Genomic DNA, 20,765 nt, shown 5'->3' with positions numbered 1-20,765 from the left:
GGAAACAGAAGGGGCGCACCCGTGACGACGGGTGCGCCCCTTCTGTGTGCGTTCTGGTCTATGTGCGTTCTGGTCTGCGTGCGTTCTCGCTCTTCAGCCGCTCCGGCCGGTCATCCCGCCAGGCAGGACGGGCCGAGCAGCACCTTCAGATCGCCGAAGAGCGCCGGGTCCGGCTGGACCCGGTGCCGGTCGAGCCGCAGCACCGTCGTCTTGCGGGCCCCCTGGAGCTTGATCCGGACCTCCGTGTTGCCCCGGTGGTGCTTGAGGATCTCACCGAGCTTGGTCACCATCGGCGGCGTCACCTTCACCGTCGGGATGGTGAGGACCACGGGAGCGTTCGTCCCCGCCGAGGACACGTCCGGAACCATCAGCTCCATGGCGACGAGCCGGGGGACGTCCTCGCGCTTGTCGAGGCGGCCCTTGACGAAGACCACGGTGTCCTCGACGAGCTGGGTCGAGACGAGCTGGTACGTCGCCGGGAAGAACATGCACTCGATGGAGCCGGCCAGGTCCTCGACGGTCGCGATGGCCCAGGCGTTGCCCTGCTTGGTCATCTTGCGCTGGAGGCCGGAGATGATACCGCCGACGGTGACGATCGCGCCGTCGGAGTGCTCGCCGCCGGTGAGCTGGGAGATCGAGGCGTCGGCCTTGTCCGACAGGACGTGCTCCAGCCCGAAGAGCGGGTGGTCGGAGACGTACAGGCCGAGCATCTCGCGCTCCTGCGCCAGCAGGTACGACTTCTCCCACTCGACGTCGGAGAACTCCACGTCGAGCCCGAAGCCCGGCTCGTCGCTGTCCTCCTCGCCCATGCCGCCGAAGAGGTCGAACTGCCCCTCGGCCTCCTTGCGCTTGACCTGCACCACGTTGTCGATCATCGGCTCGTGGTGCGCGACGAGGCCCTTGCGGGTGTGGCCCATCTCGTCGAAGGCGCCGGCCTTGATGAGCGATTCGACGGTCCGCTTGTTGCAGACGACCGCCTCGACCTTGTCGAGGAAGTCCGGGAAGGAGGAGTACTTCCCCTTCGCCTTGCGGCACCTGATGATCGAGTCCACGACGTTCTGGCCGACGTTGCGGATGGCGGTCAGGCCGAAGAGGATCACGTCGTCGCCCTGCGCGGCGAAGTTCGACTGGGACTCGTTCACATTGGGCGGCAGCACCTTGATGCCCATGCGCCGGCACTCGTTCAGATAGACGGCCGACTTGTCCTTGTCGTCCTTGACCGAGGTCAGCAGCGCCGCCATGTACTCGGCCGGGTAGTTCGCCTTGAGGTACGCCGTCCAGTAGGTGACCAGGCCGTACGCCGAGGAGTGCGCCTTGTTGAACGCGTATCCGGCGAAGGGGACCAGCACGTCCCAGAGCGCCTGGATCGCCGCGTCGGAGTACCCCTTCTTCTTCGCGCCCGCCTGGAAGAGCACGAAGTTCTTCTGGAGCTCGTCGGGCTTCTTCTTGCCCATCACGCGGCGCAGGATGTCGGCCTCGCCGAGCGAGTAGCCGGCGATGATCTGCGCGGCCTTCTGCACCTGCTCCTGGTAGACGATCAGGCCGTAGGTGACGCCGAGGACCTCCTTGAGGGGCTCCTCCAGCTCCGGGTGGATCGGCGTGATCTCCTGCTGGCCGTTCTTGCGCAGCGCGTAGTTCGTGTGCGAGTTCATGCCCATCGGGCCCGGCCGGTACAGGGCCGAGACGGCGGAAATGTCCTCGAAGTTGTCGGGCTTCATCAGCCGCAGCAGGGACCGCATGGGGCCGCCGTCGAACTGGAAGACGCCGAGCGTGTCACCGCGGCAGAGCAGTTCGTACGTCGTGGGGTCGTCCAGCGGGAGGGAGAGCAGCTCCAGGTCGATGCCCTTGTTGGACTTCACCATCTTGACGGCGTCGTCCATGATCGTGAGGTTGCGCAGGCCGAGGAAGTCCATCTTCAGCAGGCCGAGCGACTCACAGCTCGGGTAGTCCCACTGCGTGATGGTCACACCGTCGGTGTGGCGCACCCAGACGGGCACGTGGTCGGTGATCGTCTCGCTGGACATGATCACGCCGGCCGCGTGCACGCCCATCTGCCGGACCAGGCCCTCGACGCCCTTCGCGGTGTCGATGACCTTCTTGACGTCCGGCTCGTTCTCGTACATCGACCGGATCTCGCCCGCCTCGCTGTAGCGCGGGTGCTTGGGGTCGGTGATGCCGTTGAGGTCGATGCCCTTGCCGAGGACGTCGGCGGGCATGGCCTTGGTGAGCCGGTCGCCCATCGCGTACGGGTAACCCAGGACGCGCGCGGAGTCCTTGATCGCGTTCTTGGCCTTGATCTTTCCGTACGTGCCGATCATGGCGACCTTGTCGGCGCCGTACTTCTCGGTGACGTACCTGATCACCTCGCCGCGCCTGCGCTCGTCGAAGTCGATGTCGACGTCGGGCATGGAGATGCGCTCGGGGTTGAGGAACCGCTCGAAGATCAGGCCGTGCTCGATCGGGTCGAGGTCGGTGATGCCCATGGCGTACGCGACGATCGAACCGGCCGCGGAGCCTCGGCCGGGGCCGACCGCGATGCCGTTGTTCTTGGCCCACATGATGAAGTCGGCGACCACGAGGAAGTACGCCGGGAAGCCCATGTCGATGATGATCTTCATCTCGTACTCGACCTGCTTGAGCCGGTCGTCCGGGATGCCGTCCGGGTAGCGCCGGGTCATGCCGCGCATGGTCTCCTCGCGGAACCACGTCACCTCGGTGTAGCCCTCGGGCACGTCGAACTTGGGCATCAGGTTCCGCTCCTGGAACCAGCCCTCGGTGTCGATCTGCTGGGCGACCAGGAGGGTGTTGGCGCAGCCCTCCTGCCAGGCGTCGGAGGAGTCGACGGCGTACATCTCGTCGGTCGACTTCAGGTAGTAGCCGGTGCCGTCGAAGCGGAAGCGGTCCGGGTCGGAGAGGTTCTTGCCGGTCTGGATGCACAGCAGCGCGTCGTGCGCGCTCGCCTCGTGGGCGTAGGTGTAGTGCGAGTCGTTGGTGACCAGCGGCGGGATGTTCAGCTTCTTGCCGATCTCCAGCAGCCCGTCACGGACCCGGCGCTCGATCTCGATGCCGTGGTCCATCAGCTCCAGGAAGTACTTGCCCTCGCCGAAGATGTCCTTGTAGTCGGACGCGGCCTGGACCGCCTCGTCGAACTGGCCGAGCCGCAGCCGCGTCTGCACCTCGCCCGAGGGACACCCGGTGGAGGCGATGAGGCCCTCCGACCACTGGGAGATGGTCTCCTTGTCCATGCGGGGCCACTTCGTCAGCCAGCCCTCGGCGTACGCGTCGGAGGACAGCCGGAAGAGGTTGTGCAGGCCGGTCTTGTTCGCCGCCCAGATCGTCTTGTGCGTGTAGCCGCCGGAACCGGACACGTCGTCGCGCTTCTGGTGCGGCTGGCCCCACTGGATGCGCCGCTTGTTGCGCCGCGACTCGGGCGCGACGTACGCCTCGATGCCGATGATCGGCGTCACCCCCGCCTTCTTCGCCGAATGGAAGAAGTCGTACGCCCCGTGCAGGTTGCCGTGGTCGGTCATCGCGATGTGCGACATGCCCATCTCGTTGCACGCCTCGAACATGTCCTTGAGCCGCGCGGCACCGTCCAGCAGCGAGTACTGGGTGTGGACGTGGAGGTGCGTAAAGGGCGGCTTGGTCACGGCGGGGGCCTCCGGCAAAACGGTCGGTGACAGGTCGGGGGGACAGCTTGGAAGTCTACGTCGGCCCACTGACAACGAGCGGGCACTCACGAGTACGGTCGGGCGTTGGACACAGGGAAAAGCCTGTCCTATTTGTCAAGAACGTCATGCACCAGGAGGCAACCGGCGATGTCGGTCCAGCAGACAGACGCCGCTCAGCGCGGCGAGCAGATCCTCGCCGTCTTCGACACCGCGTTCGGCAGGCTCCTGGCCGCCGACCCGGCCGCCTTCCGGGTCAAGTTCCGCAAGATGGCCGCCTCCGCCTTCGCCTTCTACCGGGGCGCGGCGTCCCTGTTCTACGCCGACCTGGAGCGTGAGCAGCACGGCGGGCCGTACCTGGACGAGCGCACCGGACGGGTGTGGATCCACGGCGACCTGCACGCCGAGAACTTCGGCACGTACATGGACTCCCAGGGCCGGCTGATCTTCAACGTCAACGACTTCGACGAGGCGTACGTCGGCCCCTTCACCTGGGACCTCAAGCGCTTCGTCGCCTCCGTCGCGCTCATCGGCTACACCAAGGCGCTGAGCGACGAGCAGATCACCGGGCTGGTGCGGACGTACGCCGCCGCCTACCGCGAGCGCGTCCACGCCCTGGCCACCGGCGCCAAGAACGACGAGGTGCCGCCCTTCACACTGGACACGGCCGAGGGCCCGCTGCTCGGCGCGCTGCGCTCCGCCCGCTCGCTGACCCGCTTCGGGCTGCTCGACTCGATGACCGAGATCCGTGACTTCGAACGCCGCTTCGCGTCCGGCGGCGGCTCCATCGACCTCGACGCCGCCACCCGCTACAAGGTCCTGGCGGCCTTCGACGGCTACCTGGAGACGCTGCCCGAGTCCAGCCTGACCCGCCCCGACTCCTACCGCGTGAAGGACGTCGTCGGGCGGCGCGGCATCGGCATCGGGTCGGCGGGCCTGCCCTCGTACAACATCCTGCTCGAAGGCAACAGCGACGCGCTGGAGAACGACGTCGTGATCTACATGAAGCAGGCGCAGACCCCGGCGGTCTCCCGGCACATCACCGACGGCGCCGTCCGCGACTACTTCCAGCACGAGGGCCACCGTACGGTGATCTCGCAGCGCGCCCTCCAGGCGCACGCGGACCCGTGGCTGGGCTGGACGGAACTGGACGGGGCGGGGCAGCTGGTCGCGGAGGTGTCGCCGTACGCCGTGGACCTCGACTGGTCGGACATCGACGACCTGGACGAGATCGCCGCGGTCGTCGCCGACCTCGGCAGGGCCACCGCCACGATGCACGCGGCGGCCGACGACGAGAGCGGCCACTCGCTGGTGCCGTTCTCCACGGAGCGGGCGATCGACGCGGCGATCGCGGGCGACGAGGAGAACTTCGCAGACCTGCTGGTGGACTTCGCGCACTCCTACGGGGCGCGGGCGCGGGCCGACCACCAGATCTTCGTCGACCTGTTCCGCAACGGCCGGATCCCCGGCCTCTGAGCGGCCGGCCGGACAGCCGGCCGGACAGCCGGTCGGGCAGCCGGTCGGGCTTTAGGGGCCTCTTACCTGAAGCCGTGGCAAACTCACGTTCCATGGACGTATCAGGGACGCAGCCGAGGGCGGCGCGCGCGGCGCTTTTCACCGCGCTCGTCGTCACGCTCTCCGTCGCGTCCCATGTGCTGCTCTCCCGGGTCCCGCTGCCCCTGACCGCGGTGGCCGCGATCGCGGCCTGCGTGTTCGCCGTCGCGTACGCGCTGGCGGGCCGGGAGCGCGGCTTCGGCGCCATCGCCGGCCTGCTCGTCCCGCTGGAACTGGCCGCCGACACCGTCTTCACCACCGGGCAGCACCTCTGTTACGGGCCGTCGGGCGGCCCGGTGACGGGCTCCCTGCGCTCCGTCGGGTTCGACGTGCTGTGCGGCGGGGGCTCCGGCACCGGCCTGGGCGTCCCGCTCGTACCGGCCGCGGCCCCGGGCTCCCGGGAGGGCGCCGCCGCCCTCCTCGGCTCCCCCGACCCGGCCCTGCCCTGGCTGCTGCTCGCCGCCCACGTCACGGTGGGGCTGCTCGCCGCGGCCTGGCTGCGGCGCGGCGAGGCGGCGCTCGCAGGGCTGGTGCGGACCCTGGCCGCGTTCACCTTCCGGCCGCTGCTGATCGCCGTCGCCGTGACCGTCGCGGCCCACCGGTCCGTACGGCGCACGGTGCGGCCCGCCCACCGGGTCCGTACCGCCTTCCACCGCCGTCTGTTCGCGCACTCCGTGGGACGGAGGGGACCGCCGCGCCCGGCACGCGTCTTCGCCTGAGCCCAGCCGTTCCTCCCTCCTCTTCCCTACGGAGAACACGACCATGAGTGCACGCAACCACCAGGCCAACAAGGCGGCGGCCCGCGAGCGACTGCGCGCCGAGCGCGAGCGCCAGGCCAAGAAGGACAGGACGCGCCGTCAGCTGATCGTCGCCCTTTCCATCGTCGGCGTCCTCGCGATCGCCGGCGGCATCAGTTACGCCGTCATGCAGGCGAACAAGCCCTCGCAGTGGGAGGCCGCCAAGAACGAGAAGCAGGTCACCGCGCCCGCGAACACCGAGGGCAAGGACGGCACCGGCGTCGTCGTCGGCAAGAAGGACGCCGAGAAGACCCTGGAGCTGTACGAGGACGCGCGCTGCCCGATCTGCGCGACCTTCGAGCAGGCGAACGGCGAGACGATCGAGAAGGACGTCGCCGCCGGCAAGTACAGGCTCAAGTACGTCGGCGCCACCTTCCTCGACAACACCGACAACGGCGAGGGCTCGAAGAACGCGCTGAGCGCACTGGGCGCCGCGCTCGACGTCAGCCCCGAGGCGTTCCTGGAGTACAAGGGCGCGCTCTACTCCCAGAAGAACCACCCGGCGGAGCAGGACGACAAGTTCGCCGAGGACGACTACCTGATCAAGGTGGCCGACGAGGTGGACGCCCTCAAGGGCAACAAGGAGTTCCAGCGGAACGTGCAGGACGGCACCTTCGACGCCTGGGCGCTGAAGATGTCGGCCGTCTTCGACAAGAGCGGCGTGCAGGGCACCCCGACGCTCAAGATGGACGGCAAGAAGGTCACCGGGTCGGACGGCCAGAGCACGCCCATGTCGCCGGAGGAGTTCAAGACCGCGATCGACAAGGCCCTCAAGGCATAGCCGCCGCACGGCACTTCACCCAAGGGTGGGCGAACGTTCTTACGTTTGCCCACCCTTGATCTGTACTGATCAGTAATGTACGGCTGTGACCAGTCGATTCGCTTCATCTCCCAGCCGCCGTGCGCTCGTCAGGGCCGCTGCCGCCACCGCCGTCGCCGCCCCTGTCGCCGCTTCCCCTGCCGTCGCCGGTACCAGTGCGTCAGCCGCCACCACTGCCGCTGCCCCCGCTGACGTACAGAGCCCCGCGTTCCTCCACGGAGTCGCCTCCGGCGACCCGCTGCCCGACGGCGTACTGCTGTGGACCCGGGTGACCCCCTCCCCCGAGGCCACGCCGGGCTCCGGCAGGGGCCCCGATGTGGTGGTGCGGTGGGAAGTGGCCGAGGACAAGGGGTTCTCGGCGGTCGTCGCCCGGGGCACGACGACCGCCGGGGCGGCGACCGACCACACCGTCAAGGTCGACGTCAGGGGCTTGCGCCGGGCCACCGTCTATTACTTCCGCTTCACCGCGGGCGGCGCGGTGTCCCCCGCCGCCCGCACCAGGACCGCCCCCGCCGCCGACGCCGCCCCGCCCGGCGTGCGCTTCGGCGTGGTCTCCTGCGCCAACTGGGAGTCGGGTTACTTCGCGGCGTACCGGCATCTCGCCGCCCGCGCCGACCTGGACGCGGTCCTCCATCTCGGCGACTACCTCTACGAGTACGCCACCGGCGGCTATCCGGCGCCCCCGTACGTCGTGCGGCAGCACGAACCGGCCCACGAGACCGTCACCCTCGCCGACTACCGCACCCGGCACGGCAACTACAGGACCGACACCGACCTCCAGGCCCTGCACGCCGCACACCCGGTCATAGCCATCTGGGACGACCACGAGTTCGCCAACGACGCCTGGTCGGGCGGCGCGGAGAACCACACGCCGGGCGCGGAGGGTGAATGGGCCGCGCGGGTGGCGGCCGCCAAGCAGGCGTACTTCGAGTGGATGCCGGTCCGCGCCTCCACCGAGGGCACCGTCTACCGCCGGCTGCGCTTCGGCAGGCTGGCCGATCTGCACCTGCTCGACCTGAGGTCGTTCCGCTCCCGGCAGGCGAGCACCGGCAGCGGCGCGGTGGACGCCCCGGAGCGCACGGTGACGGGCCGCGCCCAGCTGGACTGGCTCAAGACGGGGCTCGCCTCCTCCGATGCCGTCTGGAAGCTGGTCGGTACGTCGGTGATGATCTCCCCGGTGGCCTTCGGCTCCGTACCGGCCTATCTGCTCGCGCCGCTGGCCGGTCTGCTCGGTCTGCCCGAGGAGGGTCTCGCGGTCAACGTCGACCAGTGGGACGGCTACACCGACGACCGCAAGGAGCTGATCGCCCACCTCAGGGACCGGGCGATCGGGAACACGGTCTTCCTGACCGGCGACATCCACATGGCGTGGGCCAACGACGTGCCGGTCAGGGCGGCGACGTATCCGCTGTCGCAGTCGGCGGCGACCGAGTTCGTGGTCACCTCGGTCTCCTCGGACAACCTCGACGACATCCTGCACGTGGCGCCGCAGACCGTCTCGCTGGTCGCGGCCACGGCGGTCAGGGCCGCCAACCGCCATGTGAAGTGGCTGGACATGGATTCCCACGGTTACGGCGTCCTCGACGTCACGGACGAGCGCTCGCAGATGGACTACTACGTCGTCTCCGACAAGACACGGCAGGACGCGACGGCGCGGTGGACACGCTCGTACCGCACGCTCAGCGGAACGCAGAAGGTCGAGCGGGTGAACCAGCCGGTCCTCTGACCGTCGAATTCCAGCCATCGTGCGGCCTGTTACGGGCAGATCACGCCAGGGAGCGGGTGGTGTAAATCCGCCGTCCGAATGCGGACACACCACCCGCCTTGGTAGCCGCAGGGCTTACCCGCGCATCTCAAAGTCTGGACCAGGCCGGAAGCTTTCGCCCTGATGTCCCAATTGGCCCGAGGATTGATTGGGCTTGATCGATCCTCATCAAGATCTGACATGCACACATAACCTCCGGGCAGCGGCGGGGAACCCACCCCCGCCCACCCCCGCGAGGAGTCAACGTGCGTGCTCTTGCTCGTATATCCCCCCTTCTGCGCAAGCGGTTCATCGGCACGGCGGTGATGGCCGGAACCCTGGCCCTGTCCACTCTTTCCGCACCCGCCGGGACCGCCGTCGCCAAGGCCCCCGCCAAGACCGCCGCCGAGAAGTGCGTCGAGGAGCCCCACACGAGCGCCGCCCGCGAGGCCCGCCCCTCCGGCGATCCGCACGCCCACGAGCCCAACGAGGTGACCGAGGCCAAGGCCAAGGCCATGGACGCGGACCTGCGCAAGAGACTCGACAAGCTGCGTACGTCGGGCAGCGCCGCCCGGGGCTTCTCCGCCACCGCCGTGACCACCGTCCCGGTGTACTTCCACGTCGTGCACAGCGGCGCCGCCGGCAAGCTCACGGCGACCGACATCAACAACCAGATGGCGGTCCTCAACTCGGCCTTCGGGGGCCAGGGCACCGGCAACGTCAACTCCAACTTCCAGTTCACGCTGGCCGGTACGGACTACACGGACAACGCCTCCTGGTACAACCTGGCGTCCGGTTCGACCGCCGAGAAGGAGATGAAGGCGGCCCTGCGCAAGGGCGGCGCGGGCACGCTCAACTTCTACACCGCCAACCTCAGCGACGGTCTGCTCGGCTGGGCGACCTTCCCGAGCTCGTACAGGTCCAACCCGACGATGGACGGCGTCGTCGTCCTCGACAGCTCGCTCCCGGGCGGCAGCGCCGCCAACTACAACGAGGGCGACACCGCCACCCACGAGGTCGGCCACTGGATGGGGCTCTACCACACCTTCCAGGGCGGCTGCAACGGCAACGGCGACTACGTGACCGACACCCCGGCCGAGAAGAGCGCGGCGTACCAGTGCCCGACCGGCCGCGACTCCTGCGCCAGCAAGACCGGCGTCGACCCCGTCCACAACTTCATGGACTACACGTACGACAACTGCATGTACCAGTTCACCGCCGGCCAGAGCGCGCGGATGACCGACAACTGGACTGCCTACCGCGCCGGCTGACGCCGGCCGGACGGTCCTCCACCCTGACGCCATGAACGGGCCGGGGCATCAGGGACATCGTCGACGGGCGTTTCGAGCTGTCGGAGCGGCCCGTCGGCGGCCGGTGACGCCGAGGCCTCGCGCGTCCTGCGGGAGCGGGTGCTGCGCGAGGCCGGAGCGCCGGCCGGGATCAACCACCCCCGCGTGGTGACGATCCATCACATCATCGACGAAGAACCGCACCCCTGGCTCGTGAGGGAGCTCCTGCCGGCCGCACCCTCCGGCACCACCCGGAGCAGGGCCCCCTGCCACCCCGGGAGGCGGTGCGCACCGGCCGCGAAGTGCTCTCGCCCTGCGCGCCGCCCACGCGGCCGGCGTCCACCACCGGGACGTGAAACCGGCCGGCGTCCTGCTGCGGGCCGACGGCGACGCGGTGCTCAGCGCCTTCGGCATCGCCGCCGTCCAGGGACCCACGGCCCTGACCATGGCCGGCGAGGCGATCGGCTCTCCCGAGTACACGGCGCCCGAGCGCATCCGCGGCTCCGGCGACCTCCCGGCGTCCGGCTTCTGGTCGCTCGGCATGACGCTGCACGTGTGCGTGGAGGGCGTGAGCCCGATGCGCCGCGCCAGCATCCCCGCCACACTGGCGGCCGTGCTCGACGACCCGGTTCCGCCGCCCCGGCAGGCGGGTCCGCTCGGTCCTGAAGCCGCCAAACCGCCAAACCGCTAGAGCGTCGCCAGGAACCCGGCCGCGACCTTCCACGTCTGCTGGGCGGCCGCCGCGTCGTAGTCCGGCAGATCCGGGTCGGTGTAGAGGTGCCCGGCCCCGGGATAGCGGTAGATCTCCACATCCGCGCCGACCCGTCGCATCCGCAGGTACCAGGCGTTCAGCCAGTCGTCCGACTCGAACGGGTCCGGGTCCGCGACATGCAGCTGCACGGGCAGGCCGGGCGCCGACGCGTCGTCCGCGATGTCCGAGGTTCCGTGCAGGAGCAGCAGACCACGGGCCTTCTCGTCGCCGAGCGCCAGGTTCTGCGCGACGGACCCGCCGAAGGAGAAACCGGCGTACACCAGCCCCTTCTCGGAGTGCGGGGCAGCGGCGAGGACGGCGCGCCGCAGCAGCTCGTCCCGGCCGATGCCGTCCTTGACCGCCATCCCCTCCTCCACGGTCTCGGCGGTTTGGCCCTCGAAGAGGTCGGGCACGTGCACCTGGTGCCCGGCGGCACGAAGTCGCTCTGCTGCGGCGTGCACCGCCGGGCGCAGACCGTAGACGGAATGGAAAAGAATGATGTCCATTCCGCCATCCTCCCACTGAGCTTCGGAGTCATGGAGACCGTACTGCGCCCGCTGATCGTCATCGGTGGCTCGGTCGTGCTCACACTGGTCGTCGGCTGGGCCGCCGACCTGCTGCTGCGCCGCACCGACGCCCGTCACCACGAGACCCCGCTGTGGGGCCTGCTGCGCCGCTGCCGTGTGCCGCTGCAGGTCCTGATCCTGGCCGCCGTCCTGAGGGGGGCGTACGGGAAGACCCGCCTGGACATCGTCCAGGACCACAGGGCCGGCATCGGCCAGGTGCTCTCCCTCGTGCTGATCGGTGCCGGTGCCTGGCTGGTGATCCGGATCGCCTCCGCCATAGTCGAGTCGTCGTACGCCCGCTACGCGTCCACCACGCGCGATCCGGCCCGCGTACGGCGAGTCCGTACGCAGGTGACGCTGATCATGCGGATCGTGACCGCGGTCGTGGTCGTGGTGGCCGTCGGCGCGATGCTGATGACCTTCCCCGGCATGAAGACGATCGGCACGTCGATGCTCGCCTCGGCCGGAATCATAGGCATCGTCGCCGGTGTCGCGGCCCAGTCGACCCTCGGCAACCTCTTCGCCGGCTTCCAGATCGCCTTCGGCGACATGGTGCGCATAGGGGACACGGTGGTCGTGGACGGCGAGTGGGGCGTGGTGGAGGAGGTCACACTCACCTTCCTCGCCGTACGGACCTGGGACGAGCGCCGGATCACCATGCCGGTGTCGTACTTCACCAGCAAGCCGTTCGAGAACTGGTCGCGCGGCGGGGCCCAGATGACCGGCACGGTCTTCTTCCACCTGGACCACAGCACGCCGGTGGACCTGATGCGGGAGAAGCTCCGGGAGATCCTCGGCACCTGCAAGGCGTGGGACGGCCGCGACTGGAGCCTGGCCGTCACCGACACGACGCCGAACACCATGGTGGTACGGGCGGTGGTCACCGCCAAGGACGCGGACGACGTCTGGACGGTGCGGTGCACCGTGCGCGAGCAGCTGATCGGCTGGCTGAGCGAGAAGCATCCGTACGCCCTCCCGCGCATCGCCACCGCACCGGCCGCCGAGCCACCGAACGGCAAGCCGGCGCTCACGGACGAGAAGCCGCGCACCGGACGGGGATAGGCCACGGGCCGGGCCCGTCCGGCGATCGCGGCGGCCGGGGGCGGACTTCCACCGGGGGCGGACTTCCACCGGGGCGGACTTCCCCGCCCTACTTGAGGCCGCGCACGTCCAAGTGGTGCAGCACCCGGTCGACCACTTCCGGATCCGCCCCGGGTTCGTTGCGCGCGGACAGCACCTCGTGGCGGGCGGCCGACATCATCTCCCGCTGGATCCGGTGCACCGACTTGATCCGCTCGACGCGCTGCGCGGACGCCTCGCGCCGCTCGTCGTCCACGATCTCGGGGCTGATCCTGGCCCCGATGTCGAACGCGCCCCGCTGCAGCCGGTCCAGGACGTCGTCCGGCAGGTCCTCGACCTCCTGGATCTCCCTGAGCCTGCGCTTGGCCGCCTTCGCCGCCCGTACCGCCAGGTCGTGCTCGAGCTCGCGCTCCGCTCCCGTGTCCGCGCGTACGCCGAGCCTGCGCACCAGCCACGGCAGGGTGAGTCCCTGGACGAGGAGGGTGGCCATGATGACGGAGAACGCGACGAACACGATCTCGTCCCGGGCCGGGAACGGCGAGCCGTCGCCCGTCCGGATCGGAATGGCCAGCGCCAGCGCGACCGACGCCACCCCCCGCATTCCCGACCACCACATGACGACGGTCTCGCGCCAGCTGACCGGGATGTCCTCGTCGTAGTCCCGCAGTGTGTGCAGCCGCTTGGCCAGCCAGGTCGCGGGCAGCAGCCACACCAGCCGTACGCCGACGACGACCCCGACGATCGCGGCGCCCCAGCCGAGCATCTCGCCCAGGCGGCCGTCGGCCGTGCCGAAGACGTTGTGCAGCTCAAGGCCGATCAGCCCGAAGGCGACACCGGTGACCAGGGTGTCGACGATCTGCCAGAAGGTCTGTCCGGCGAGGCGGCCGAGTACGTCGTCGGCGTCGACGGCGTGCTCCGCGAGGTACAGCGCGATGACGAGCACGGCGAGCACGCCGGACCCCTTGAACTCCTCCGCCAGCACATAGGCGACGAAGGGCGCCAGCAGCGTGAGGCTGATCTGGAGGGTCGTGTCGCCGAGGAAGTCCATCAGCTTGTCGGTGACCCAGCCCAGCCCGAATCCGACGACGACGGCGACGAGCGCGGACAGGAAGAGCTCCCCGACCGCCGTCGGCCAGGAGAACGTTCCGCTCACCGCCGCCGCGACCGCCACGTGGTAGAGCACGATGGCCGTCACGTCGTTGAACAGCCCCTCGCCCTCCAGGATCGACACGAGCCGCCGCGGCAGTCCGAGCGACCCGGCGACGGCGGTCGCCGCGACCGGGTCGGGCGGGGCGACGAGCGCGCCCAGCGCGATGGCCGCGGCGATCGGCAGCCCGGGGACGACGGCGTGGGCGACCGCGGCCACCGCGGCGGTCGTGACGAAGACGAGCGCCACCGCCAGCAGCAGGATGGGCCGGATGTTCGCGGTGAACTGCCGCCAGGAGGTCCGCTGCACGGCGGCGTACAGCAGCGGCGGCAGGACCAGCGGCAGGATGTACTCGGGCGGGATCTCGACGTTCGGTACGAACGGCAGCAGCGCCAGGACGATCCCGGCGAGCGTCATCAGTACCGGCGCCGGCAGCCCCAGACGCTCCCCCAGCGGCACCGTGACGACGGCCCCCAGCAACAGCACGAACAGCAGGGCCAACTGATCCACGGTGCACCATCCGGCGGCTCGAAACCTCGGCGATCAAGGTTCCAAGCGTGCCATGCGACGCGTCCCGGCCGGGACGTCCCCCTGCGGCGCGCGGTCTACAGCGCGCGCCGCATCGCCCGGTGCGCGATCCCCGCGTCCGGGAATTCGGGTCCGTACGCGACGTACCCGAGCCGCTCGTAGAAGCCGAGCGCGTGCGTCTGCGCGTGCAGGTCCACCGCGCTCAGACCGCGCTCCACGGCCGCGTCCTCGATCGCCCGCACCAGCGCCGCCCCGACGCCGAATCCGCGCGCCTCCCGGCTCACGGCCAGCCGGCCGAGGGAGCCGACCGTCGCGTCCCCGCCGGTCCTGGCGGCCGCGGCGGCGCCGTACAGCAGCCGCCCCGTGCCCAGCGGCAGCCCGTCGCCGGTCACCGCCAGGACGTGCACCGCGTCGGCGTCGTACGCGTCGTACTCGATGTCGGCGGGCACCTCCTGCTCGACGACGAAGACCTGCTTGCGCACGGCGAAACAGGCCTCCATGCCGGCAGGCCCTTCCGCGATCCGGACGACGTACGAAGGCACGCCCGCCGGCTGCCCGCTCACTCGCTCTCGGCCCGGATCACGTCCAGTGCCTTCTGCAGGTCGGCGGGGTACTCGCTGTGGAACTCGACCCACTGCCCGTCCGACGGGTGCTCGAAGCCGAGCCGCACGGCGTGCAGCCACTGCCGCGTCAGGCCGAGCCGCTTGCCCAGGGTCGGGTCGGCGCCGTAGGTCAGGTCGCCCACGCACGGGTGGCGGTGGGCGGACATGTGCACTCGGATCTGGTGGGTGCGGCCCGTCTCCAGCTTGATGTCGAGGAGGGACGCGGCCCGGAACGCCTCGATCAGGTCGTAGTGCGTGACCGAGGGCTTGCCCTCGGCCGTCACGGCCCACTTGTAGTCGTGGTTGGGGTGGCGCCCGATCGGGGCGTCGATGGTGCCGCTCATCGGGTCCGGGTGGCCCTGGACCAGCGCGTGGTACTTCTTCTCGACGACCCGGTCCCGGAACTGCGCCTTGAGCAGCGTGTACGCCCGCTCCGACTTGGCCACGACCATGAGGCCCGAGGTGCCCACGTCGAGGCGGTGCACGATGCCCTGCCGCTCGGCCGCGCCCGACGTCGAGATCCGGTACCCGGCGGCGGCGAGGCCGCCGATCACGGTGGTGCCGGTCCAGCCGGGGCTGGGGTGGGCGGCGACGCCGACCGGCTTGGCGATCACGACGACGTCGTCGTCGTCGTGCACGATCTCCATGCCCTCGACGGGCTCGGCGACGATCTGTACGGGGGCTGCGGCCGGCGGCATCTCCACCTCGAGCCAGGCCCCGCCGCGGACCCGCTCGGACTTCCCGACCACCGACCCGTCGACCTGAACCTTCCCGGCGGCGGCAAGCTCGGCCGCCTTCGTGCGGGAGAACCCGAACATCCGGGAGATGGCGGCGTCGACGCGCTCGCCCTCAAGGCCATCGGGAACGGGCAGGGTGCGGAACTCGGGAATGGTACTCACCCGTCGAGTATGCCTTGTCAGTCCTTGTGAACGGTCCCGTCGGGGTCCAGCCCCCGGAACGACAGGATCACAATGAGGATGCCGCCGCACACGATCGCGGAGTCCGCGAGGTTGAAGACCGCGAAGTTCGCCGGGGCGATGAAGTCGACCACGGCGCCCTTGAAGACGCCGGGCGAACGGAAGATCCGGTCGGTGAGGTTGCCGAGCGCACCACCGAGCAGCAGGCCCAGCGCGATGGCCCAGGGCAGGCTGTAGAGCTTGCGCGCGAGCCGGGCGATGACCACGATCACGGAGGCCGCGATGACCGTGAAGATGACGGTGAAGGCCTCGCCGATGCCGAAGGCGGCACCCGCGTTCCTGATCGCCTCGAACCTCAGCAGATCACCGACGACCTCGATCGGCTCGTGGTGCTCCAGCCTGGCCACCACGATCATCTTGCTGATCAGGTCGAACAGGTAGGCCACGAGTGCCACCGTGAACAGCACGCCGATCTTCCGCTTGCCCCTGCCCACCGGCTGCTCGCCCGGGGCCGCCGCGTCGGAGGGCCGCTCCGGCTCGGCTCCCCCGGCCTCAGGGGTATCCGGCATACCGATGACGCGCTCCGCCTCTGCCACGTGAGTCCCTCAACCTAGGTGCCTGACTGAGCACGAGGGTACGGCACACACGTACGGACCGCCCCGGTGACGGACTCGGCGGCGAGCTCCGGCCCCGGCCCCGGTCCGGGCTCAGTAGCGGCGCTCCTGCTTCTGCTTGTCCTCCACACACAGCGTGGCGCGCGGGAACGCCTGCATGCGCGCCTTGCCGATCGGTTTGCCGCAGACCTCGCAGAGCCCGTACGTCCCGGCGTCCAGCCGCTCCAGGGCCCGCTCGGTCTGTTCCAGGCGCTCGCGGGCACTGGCAGCCAGGGCCAGCTCGTACTCCCGGGAGATGTTCTTGGTGCCGGTGTCGGCCTGGTCGTCGCCGGCGCCGTCCCCGGAGTCCCGCATCAGTCCGGACACCGCCTCCTCCGACGCGGTGATCTCGGCCCTGAGGTCGGAGACCTCCTTCTCCAGCTGGGCCCGCGCCCCGGCGACCTCGTCCGGGGTCCACGGGTCCTCCCCCGCCCTGACCGCGAGCTCGTCCGGGGCCGCCGGGGCTGCCGTCCGGGACTTGGGGAGCGCCGTCGCCATGGCCGCGGCCGTCTTCTTGGCGGCCGGGGTCCTGCTCGTAGCCTTTTTCGCAACCACCGTCTTGGCTCCTGTCTCTTCCGCGGCCTGAGCCGCCCCCTTGGCCGCAGGAGCGGCCCTCTTCGCAGCCGCCTTCTCGGCAGGTGCCTTCTTGGCCGGCGCCGCCTTCTTCGCGGCGGTCTTCTTCGTGGCGGTCTTCTTCTTGGCAGCAGCCTTCTCGGCAGCGGTCTTCTCCACGACGGGGTCCTTCTCCGCCGTGCCGGTCCCGTCTGCGCCCTGTACGGCGGTCTTCTTAGCCACCATGGCCGCGGCCCCTTCACATATTGTGATTTTGCACGCGAATCGTTCTGGGACGATAAGTCGACTCCAGCCCCGCGGCAACGGGGCACGCCGCCGGCCGGCACGGCCGCGCGTCGGACGCGGCGGGCCTGCATCGGTTGTGCCCAGCTCTCCGCCCGGTAATCCGCCCCGGGGACGCGGACGGACTCCGTGGGATCGCGTCCGGCCGTCCGGGTGAGCGGTACGCACTGCGGCGCCGCGCGAAAACGGGGCGGCCGCCCGGCCCCGCGGCCCGTACACTGGGCGCAGCGAAAGGCCACGACGGGGACGAGTAGCGTCGTACGCAGCCAAGAGCGATCCGGGGACGGTGTGAGCCCGGTGGTGAGCGCGACGTGAAGCATCACCCCTGAGCCGCCGGAAGAAAGCTTTGAACAGTGGGCTCCGCCCACGGGTCCAAGGCCAGTAGAACCGGCATCGCTGCCCCAATGAGGGGGTCACGGGCGCCGCCCGGGGCCAAGGAGGGTGGTACCGCGGGAGCCCAGCGCTCTCGTCCCTCCGACGGAAGCCACAGTCCGCCGGAGGAATCGATGTCGCTGTACCGCCAGGTGCCCGCCCAGGTCGACCTTCCCGCGCTCGAGCACGCCGTGCTCGATTTCTGGCGCGAGAACAAGGTCTTCTCGAAGAGTCTCGAACAGTCCGAGGGACGCCCCGAGTGGGTGTTCTACGAGGGCCCGCCCACCGCCAACGGCATGCCGGGCGCGCACCACATCGAGGCCCGCGTCTTCAAGGACGTCTTCCCGCGCTTTCGCACCATGCGCGGCTACCACGTGGCCCGCAAGGCCGGCTGGGACTGCCACGGCCTGCCGGTCGAGCTCGCCGTCGAGAAGGAACTGGGCTTCAACGGCAAGAAGGACATCGAGGAGTACGGCATCGCGGAGTTCAACGCGAAGTGCCGCGAGTCGGTGACCCGCCACACCGACGCCTTCACCGAGCTCACGCACCGCATGGGCTACTGGGTCGACCTCGACGACGCGTACCGGACCATGGACCCGTCGTACGTCCAGTCGGTCTGGTGGTCGCTGAAGGAGATCTTCGCCAAGGGCCTGCTGGTCCAGGACCACCGCGTCGCCCCCTGGTGCCCCCGCTGCGGCACCGGCCTGTCCGACCACGAACTGGCGCAGGGGTACGAGACGGTCGTCGACCCCTCGGTCTTCGTCCGCTTCCCGCTGACCTCGGGCCCGCTCGCGGGCGAGGCGTCGCTGCTGATCTGGACGACGACCCCCTGGACCCTCGTCTCCAACACGGCGGTCGCCGCGCACCCCGACGTCACCTACGTCGTGGCGACGAACGGCGAGGAGAAGCTGGTCGTGGCCCAGCCCCTCCTGGAGAAGTCCCTCGGCGAGGGCTGGGAGGCCACCGGCCGGAGCTTCACCGGCGCCGAGATGGAGCGCTGGACGTACGAGCGCCCCTTCGCGCTGGTCGGGTTCCCCTCCGAAGCGCACTACGTCGTCAACGCCGACTACGTCACCACCGAGGACGGCACGGGTCTGGTCCACCAGGCCCCCGCCTTCGGTGAGGACGACCTCAAGACCTGCCGGGCGTACGGCCTCCCGGTCGTGAACCCGGTCCTGCCCGACGGCACCTTCGAGCCGGAACTCGCCCTCGTCGGCGGCCAGTTCTTCAAGAAGGCCGACGAGGCCCTCACCGCCGACCTGGACGAGCGCGGAGTGCTCTTCCGCCACACCCCGTACGAGCACAGCTACCCGCACTGCTGGCGCTGCCACACCGCGCTCCTCTACTACGCGCAGCCGTCCTGGTACATCAGGACCACCGCGGTCAAGGACGCGCTGCTGCGCGAGAACGAGCAGACCAACTGGTTCCCGGAGTCGGTGAAGCAGGGCCGCTTCGGCGACTGGCTGAACAACAACATCGACTGGGCCCTGTCCCGCAACCGCTACTGGGGCACCCCGCTGCCCATCTGGCGCTGCGAGGACGACCACCTGACGTGCGTCGGCTCGCTCGCCGAGCTCTCCGACCTCACCGGCACCGACCAGTCGTCCCTGGACCCGCACCGCCCGTACATCGACGCGGTGACCTTCCCCTGCCCGACCTGCGACCGGACCGCGACGCGCGTCCCCGAGGTCATCGACGCCTGGTACGACTCGGGCTCGATGCCGTTCGCGCAGTGGGGCTATCCGTACCAGAACAAGGAGCTCTTCGAGAAGCGCTACCCGGCGCAGTTCATCTCGGAGGCCATCGACCAGACCCGCGGCTGGTTCTACACGCTGATGGCCGTCGGCACGCTGGTCTTCGACAAGTCGTCGTACGAGAACGTGGTCTGCCTGGGCCACATCCTCGCCGAGGACGGCCGGAAGATGTCCAAGCACCTGGGCAACATCCTCCAGCCCATCCCGCTCATGGACCAGCACGGCGCCGACGCGGTCCGCTGGTTCATGGCGGCCGGCGGCTCCCCCTGGGCGGCCCGCCGGGTCGGCCACACCACCATCCAGGAGGTCGTCCGCAAGACCCTCCTCACGTACTGGAACACGGTCGCCTTCCAGGCCCTGTACGCCCGTACGTCGAACTGGGCCCCCTCGGCCTCGGACCCAGCTCCCGCGGACCGCCCGGTGCTGGACCGCTGGCTCCTGTCCGAGCTCCACGCGCTGACCGACCAGGTCACGCAGGCCCTGGAGTCGTACGACACCCAGCGGGCCGGCAAGCTCCTGTCCGCCTTCGTCGACGACCTCTCGAACTGGTACGTACGCCGCTCGCGCCGCCGCTTCTGGCAGGGCGACAAGGCGGCGCTGCGCACCCTGCACGACGTGGTCGAGACGGTCACCCGCCTCATGGCCCCCCTGACCCCCTTCATCACCGAGCGGGTCTGGCAGGACATGATCGTCCCGGTCACCCCGGACGCCCCGGAGTCGGTCCACCTCTCCACCTGGCCCGAGCCCGACCTGGCCTCGATCGATCCGGCGCTGTCCCAGCAGATGGCGCTGGTACGCCGCCTGGTCGAGCTGGGACGCGCGACGCGCGCCGAGTCGGGCGTCAAGACCCGCCAGCCGCTGTCCCGCGCCCTGGTCGCGGCCTCCGGCTTCGAGTCCCTCACCCCCGAGCTCCAGGCCCAGATCACCGAGGAGCTGAACGTCTCCTCCCTCGCCTCGCTCTCCGAGGTGGGCGGCTCGCTCGTCGACACGACCGCCAAGGCGAACTTCCGCGCCCTCGGCAAGCGCTTCGGCAAGGGCGTGCAGGCGGTGGCCAAGGCCGTGGCGGAGGCGGACGCGGCGGCTCTGTCCCTGGCCCTGCGCGAGGGCACGGCGACAGTCATGGTGGACGGCGAAGAGGTGTCCCTCTCCCCCGACGAGGTGATCATCACCGAGACCCCGCGCGAGGGCTGGTCGGTGGCCTCCGACGCGGGCGCCACGGTCGCCCTGGACCTGGAGATCACCCCCGGACTGCGCCGCGCGGGCCTGGCCCGTGACGCGATCCGCCTGATCCAGGAGGCCCGCAAGAACAGCGGCCTGGACGTCGCGGACCGTATCGCCGTGCGCTGGTCGGCGGACTCCCCCGAGACGGCGGAGGCACTCACCGAGCACGCGGCGCTCATCGCGGACGAGGTCCTGGCGCTGGACTTCGCCGCCGCCGAGGCGGACGCCACGTACGGCGCCCCGTTCACCGACGAGGGCCTGTCCCTCACGTTCCGCCTCCGCAAGACCGAGGCGTAACGCCCAGCGGCAGCAAGGCCCGGCCGACCTCGTCGGCCGGGCCTTCGCGTTTCCCGGTCCCCGGACGGGCGGGTCGGAGTACCAGCTGCCGCTGACGGCGGCGCAGCCGGAGTCCTGCTGGACGTTCGTGCCGTCGCGCTCGAGGACGAC

14 protein-coding genes and 1 pseudogene are annotated in these 20,765 nt (G+C 70.0%); 8 read left to right on the top strand and 7 right to left on the bottom strand.

The features are described 5' to 3' along the window. Nucleotides 1-110: 110 nt before the first annotated feature. Nucleotides 111-3,650 carry a DNA polymerase III subunit alpha gene (gene dnaE / locus ACWDZ4_RS00075; protein ID WP_451506177.1) on the bottom strand — a complete coding sequence of 1,180 codons (3,540 nt, stop codon included), beginning with the start codon at nt 3,648-3,650 and terminating at the stop codon, nt 111-113. Nucleotides 3,651-3,818: 168 nt separating this feature from the next. On the opposite strand from dnaE, the gene ACWDZ4_RS00070 reads away from it, so the two are divergent. The 6 genes and pseudogenes from ACWDZ4_RS00070 to ACWDZ4_RS00045 form a co-directional block, all read left to right on the top strand. Then, nucleotides 3,819-5,144, top strand: a complete 1,326-nt coding sequence (locus tag ACWDZ4_RS00070) for a DUF2252 domain-containing protein (RefSeq protein ID WP_451506176.1) — start codon at nt 3,819-3,821, stop codon at nt 5,142-5,144. Nucleotides 5,145-5,236: 92 nt separating this feature from the next. Then, nucleotides 5,237-5,941, top strand: coding sequence for a hypothetical protein (locus ACWDZ4_RS00065; RefSeq protein WP_451506175.1), 705 nt, complete (start codon nt 5,237-5,239; stop codon nt 5,939-5,941). A 43-nt stretch (nt 5,942-5,984) separates the two neighbouring features. Continuing rightward, entirely contained in the window at nt 5,985-6,800 is an 816-nt protein-coding gene (locus tag ACWDZ4_RS00060) for a DsbA family protein (RefSeq protein ID WP_451506174.1), read from the top strand. Nucleotides 6,801-6,885: 85 nt separating this feature from the next. Beyond that, the gene (locus ACWDZ4_RS00055; RefSeq protein WP_451506173.1) at nt 6,886-8,565 is read left to right on the top strand and encodes an alkaline phosphatase D family protein; all 1,680 of its coding nucleotides are present in this window, start codon (nt 6,886-6,888) and stop codon (nt 8,563-8,565) included. 284 nt (nt 8,566-8,849) lie between these two features. Next, the gene (locus tag ACWDZ4_RS00050) at nt 8,850-9,854 is read left to right on the top strand and encodes a zinc metalloprotease (RefSeq protein WP_451506172.1); all 1,005 of its coding nucleotides are present in this window, start codon (nt 8,850-8,852) and stop codon (nt 9,852-9,854) included. A 105-nt stretch (nt 9,855-9,959) separates the two neighbouring features. After that, nucleotides 9,960-10,536 (top strand): annotated as a pseudogene (locus ACWDZ4_RS00045) (serine/threonine-protein kinase); the annotation flags it as partial. 23 nt (nt 10,537-10,559) lie between these two features. On the opposite strand, the gene ACWDZ4_RS00040 reads toward ACWDZ4_RS00045, so the two are convergent. Further along, complete coding sequence (locus tag ACWDZ4_RS00040) at nt 10,560-11,129, bottom strand: dienelactone hydrolase family protein (protein ID WP_451506171.1); 570 nt, start codon at nt 11,127-11,129, stop codon at nt 10,560-10,562. A gap of 30 nt (nt 11,130-11,159) precedes the next feature. On the opposite strand from ACWDZ4_RS00040, the gene ACWDZ4_RS00035 reads away from it, so the two are divergent. Next, a complete protein-coding gene (locus ACWDZ4_RS00035) occupies nt 11,160-12,251 on the top strand; it encodes a mechanosensitive ion channel family protein (RefSeq protein ID WP_451506406.1) in 1,092 nt (363 codons plus the stop codon). Nucleotides 12,252-12,339: 88 nt separating this feature from the next. Here the strand turns inward: ACWDZ4_RS00035 and ACWDZ4_RS00030 are convergent, their stop codons facing one another. From ACWDZ4_RS00030 to ACWDZ4_RS00010, 5 genes are all read right to left on the bottom strand, one after another. Further along, nucleotides 12,340-13,926, bottom strand: a complete 1,587-nt coding sequence (locus tag ACWDZ4_RS00030; RefSeq protein WP_451506170.1) for a Na+/H+ antiporter — start codon at nt 13,924-13,926, stop codon at nt 12,340-12,342. Nucleotides 13,927-14,021: 95 nt separating this feature from the next. After that, nucleotides 14,022-14,444 (bottom strand): GNAT family N-acetyltransferase, encoded by a 423-nt coding sequence (locus tag ACWDZ4_RS00025; protein ID WP_451506405.1) that lies wholly within the window; start codon nt 14,442-14,444, stop codon nt 14,022-14,024. Nucleotides 14,445-14,503: 59 nt separating this feature from the next. Further along, nucleotides 14,504-15,445: an RluA family pseudouridine synthase gene (locus tag ACWDZ4_RS00020; RefSeq protein ID WP_451506169.1), complete on the bottom strand. Its 942-nt coding sequence runs from the start codon at nt 15,443-15,445 to the stop codon at nt 14,504-14,506. A gap of 17 nt (nt 15,446-15,462) precedes the next feature. Beyond that, the gene (gene lspA / locus ACWDZ4_RS00015; RefSeq protein ID WP_451506168.1) at nt 15,463-16,059 is read right to left on the bottom strand and encodes a signal peptidase II; all 597 of its coding nucleotides are present in this window, start codon (nt 16,057-16,059) and stop codon (nt 15,463-15,465) included. Between the two features lie 111 nt (nt 16,060-16,170). Next, the gene (locus tag ACWDZ4_RS00010) at nt 16,171-16,914 is read right to left on the bottom strand and encodes a TraR/DksA family transcriptional regulator (RefSeq protein ID WP_451506167.1); all 744 of its coding nucleotides are present in this window, start codon (nt 16,912-16,914) and stop codon (nt 16,171-16,173) included. 563 nt (nt 16,915-17,477) lie between these two features. On the opposite strand from ACWDZ4_RS00010, the gene ileS reads away from it, so the two are divergent. Beyond that, nucleotides 17,478-20,615 (top strand): isoleucine--tRNA ligase, encoded by a 3,138-nt coding sequence (gene ileS / locus ACWDZ4_RS00005; RefSeq protein WP_451506166.1) that lies wholly within the window; start codon nt 17,478-17,480, stop codon nt 20,613-20,615. Nucleotides 20,616-20,765: the final 150 nt, after the last annotated feature.

The sequence above is a fragment of the Streptomyces sp. NPDC003016 genome, from assembly GCF_053591455.1.
Note: the sequence above shows the minus strand (reverse complement) of the source record. Positions and strands in the feature narration are given on the sequence as shown.

Coding starts and splice junctions, on each gene's coding strand:
- ACWDZ4_RS00025 (WP_451506405.1), bottom strand. CDS start 14,444: ATGGAGGCCTGTTTCGCCGTGCGCAAGCAGGTCTTCGTCGTCGAGCAG.
- ACWDZ4_RS00065 (WP_451506175.1), top strand. CDS start 5,237: ATGGACGTATCAGGGACGCAGCCGAGGGCGGCGCGCGCGGCGCTTTTC.
- ACWDZ4_RS00040 (WP_451506171.1), bottom strand. CDS start 11,129: ATGGACATCATTCTTTTCCATTCCGTCTACGGTCTGCGCCCGGCGGTG.
- ACWDZ4_RS00010 (WP_451506167.1), bottom strand. CDS start 16,914: ATGGTGGCTAAGAAGACCGCCGTACAGGGCGCAGACGGGACCGGCACG.
- ACWDZ4_RS00060 (WP_451506174.1), top strand. CDS start 5,985: ATGAGTGCACGCAACCACCAGGCCAACAAGGCGGCGGCCCGCGAGCGA.
- ileS (WP_451506166.1), top strand. CDS start 17,478: ATGTCGCTGTACCGCCAGGTGCCCGCCCAGGTCGACCTTCCCGCGCTC.
- ACWDZ4_RS00035 (WP_451506406.1), top strand. CDS start 11,160: ATGGAGACCGTACTGCGCCCGCTGATCGTCATCGGTGGCTCGGTCGTG.
- ACWDZ4_RS00070 (WP_451506176.1), top strand. CDS start 3,819: ATGTCGGTCCAGCAGACAGACGCCGCTCAGCGCGGCGAGCAGATCCTC.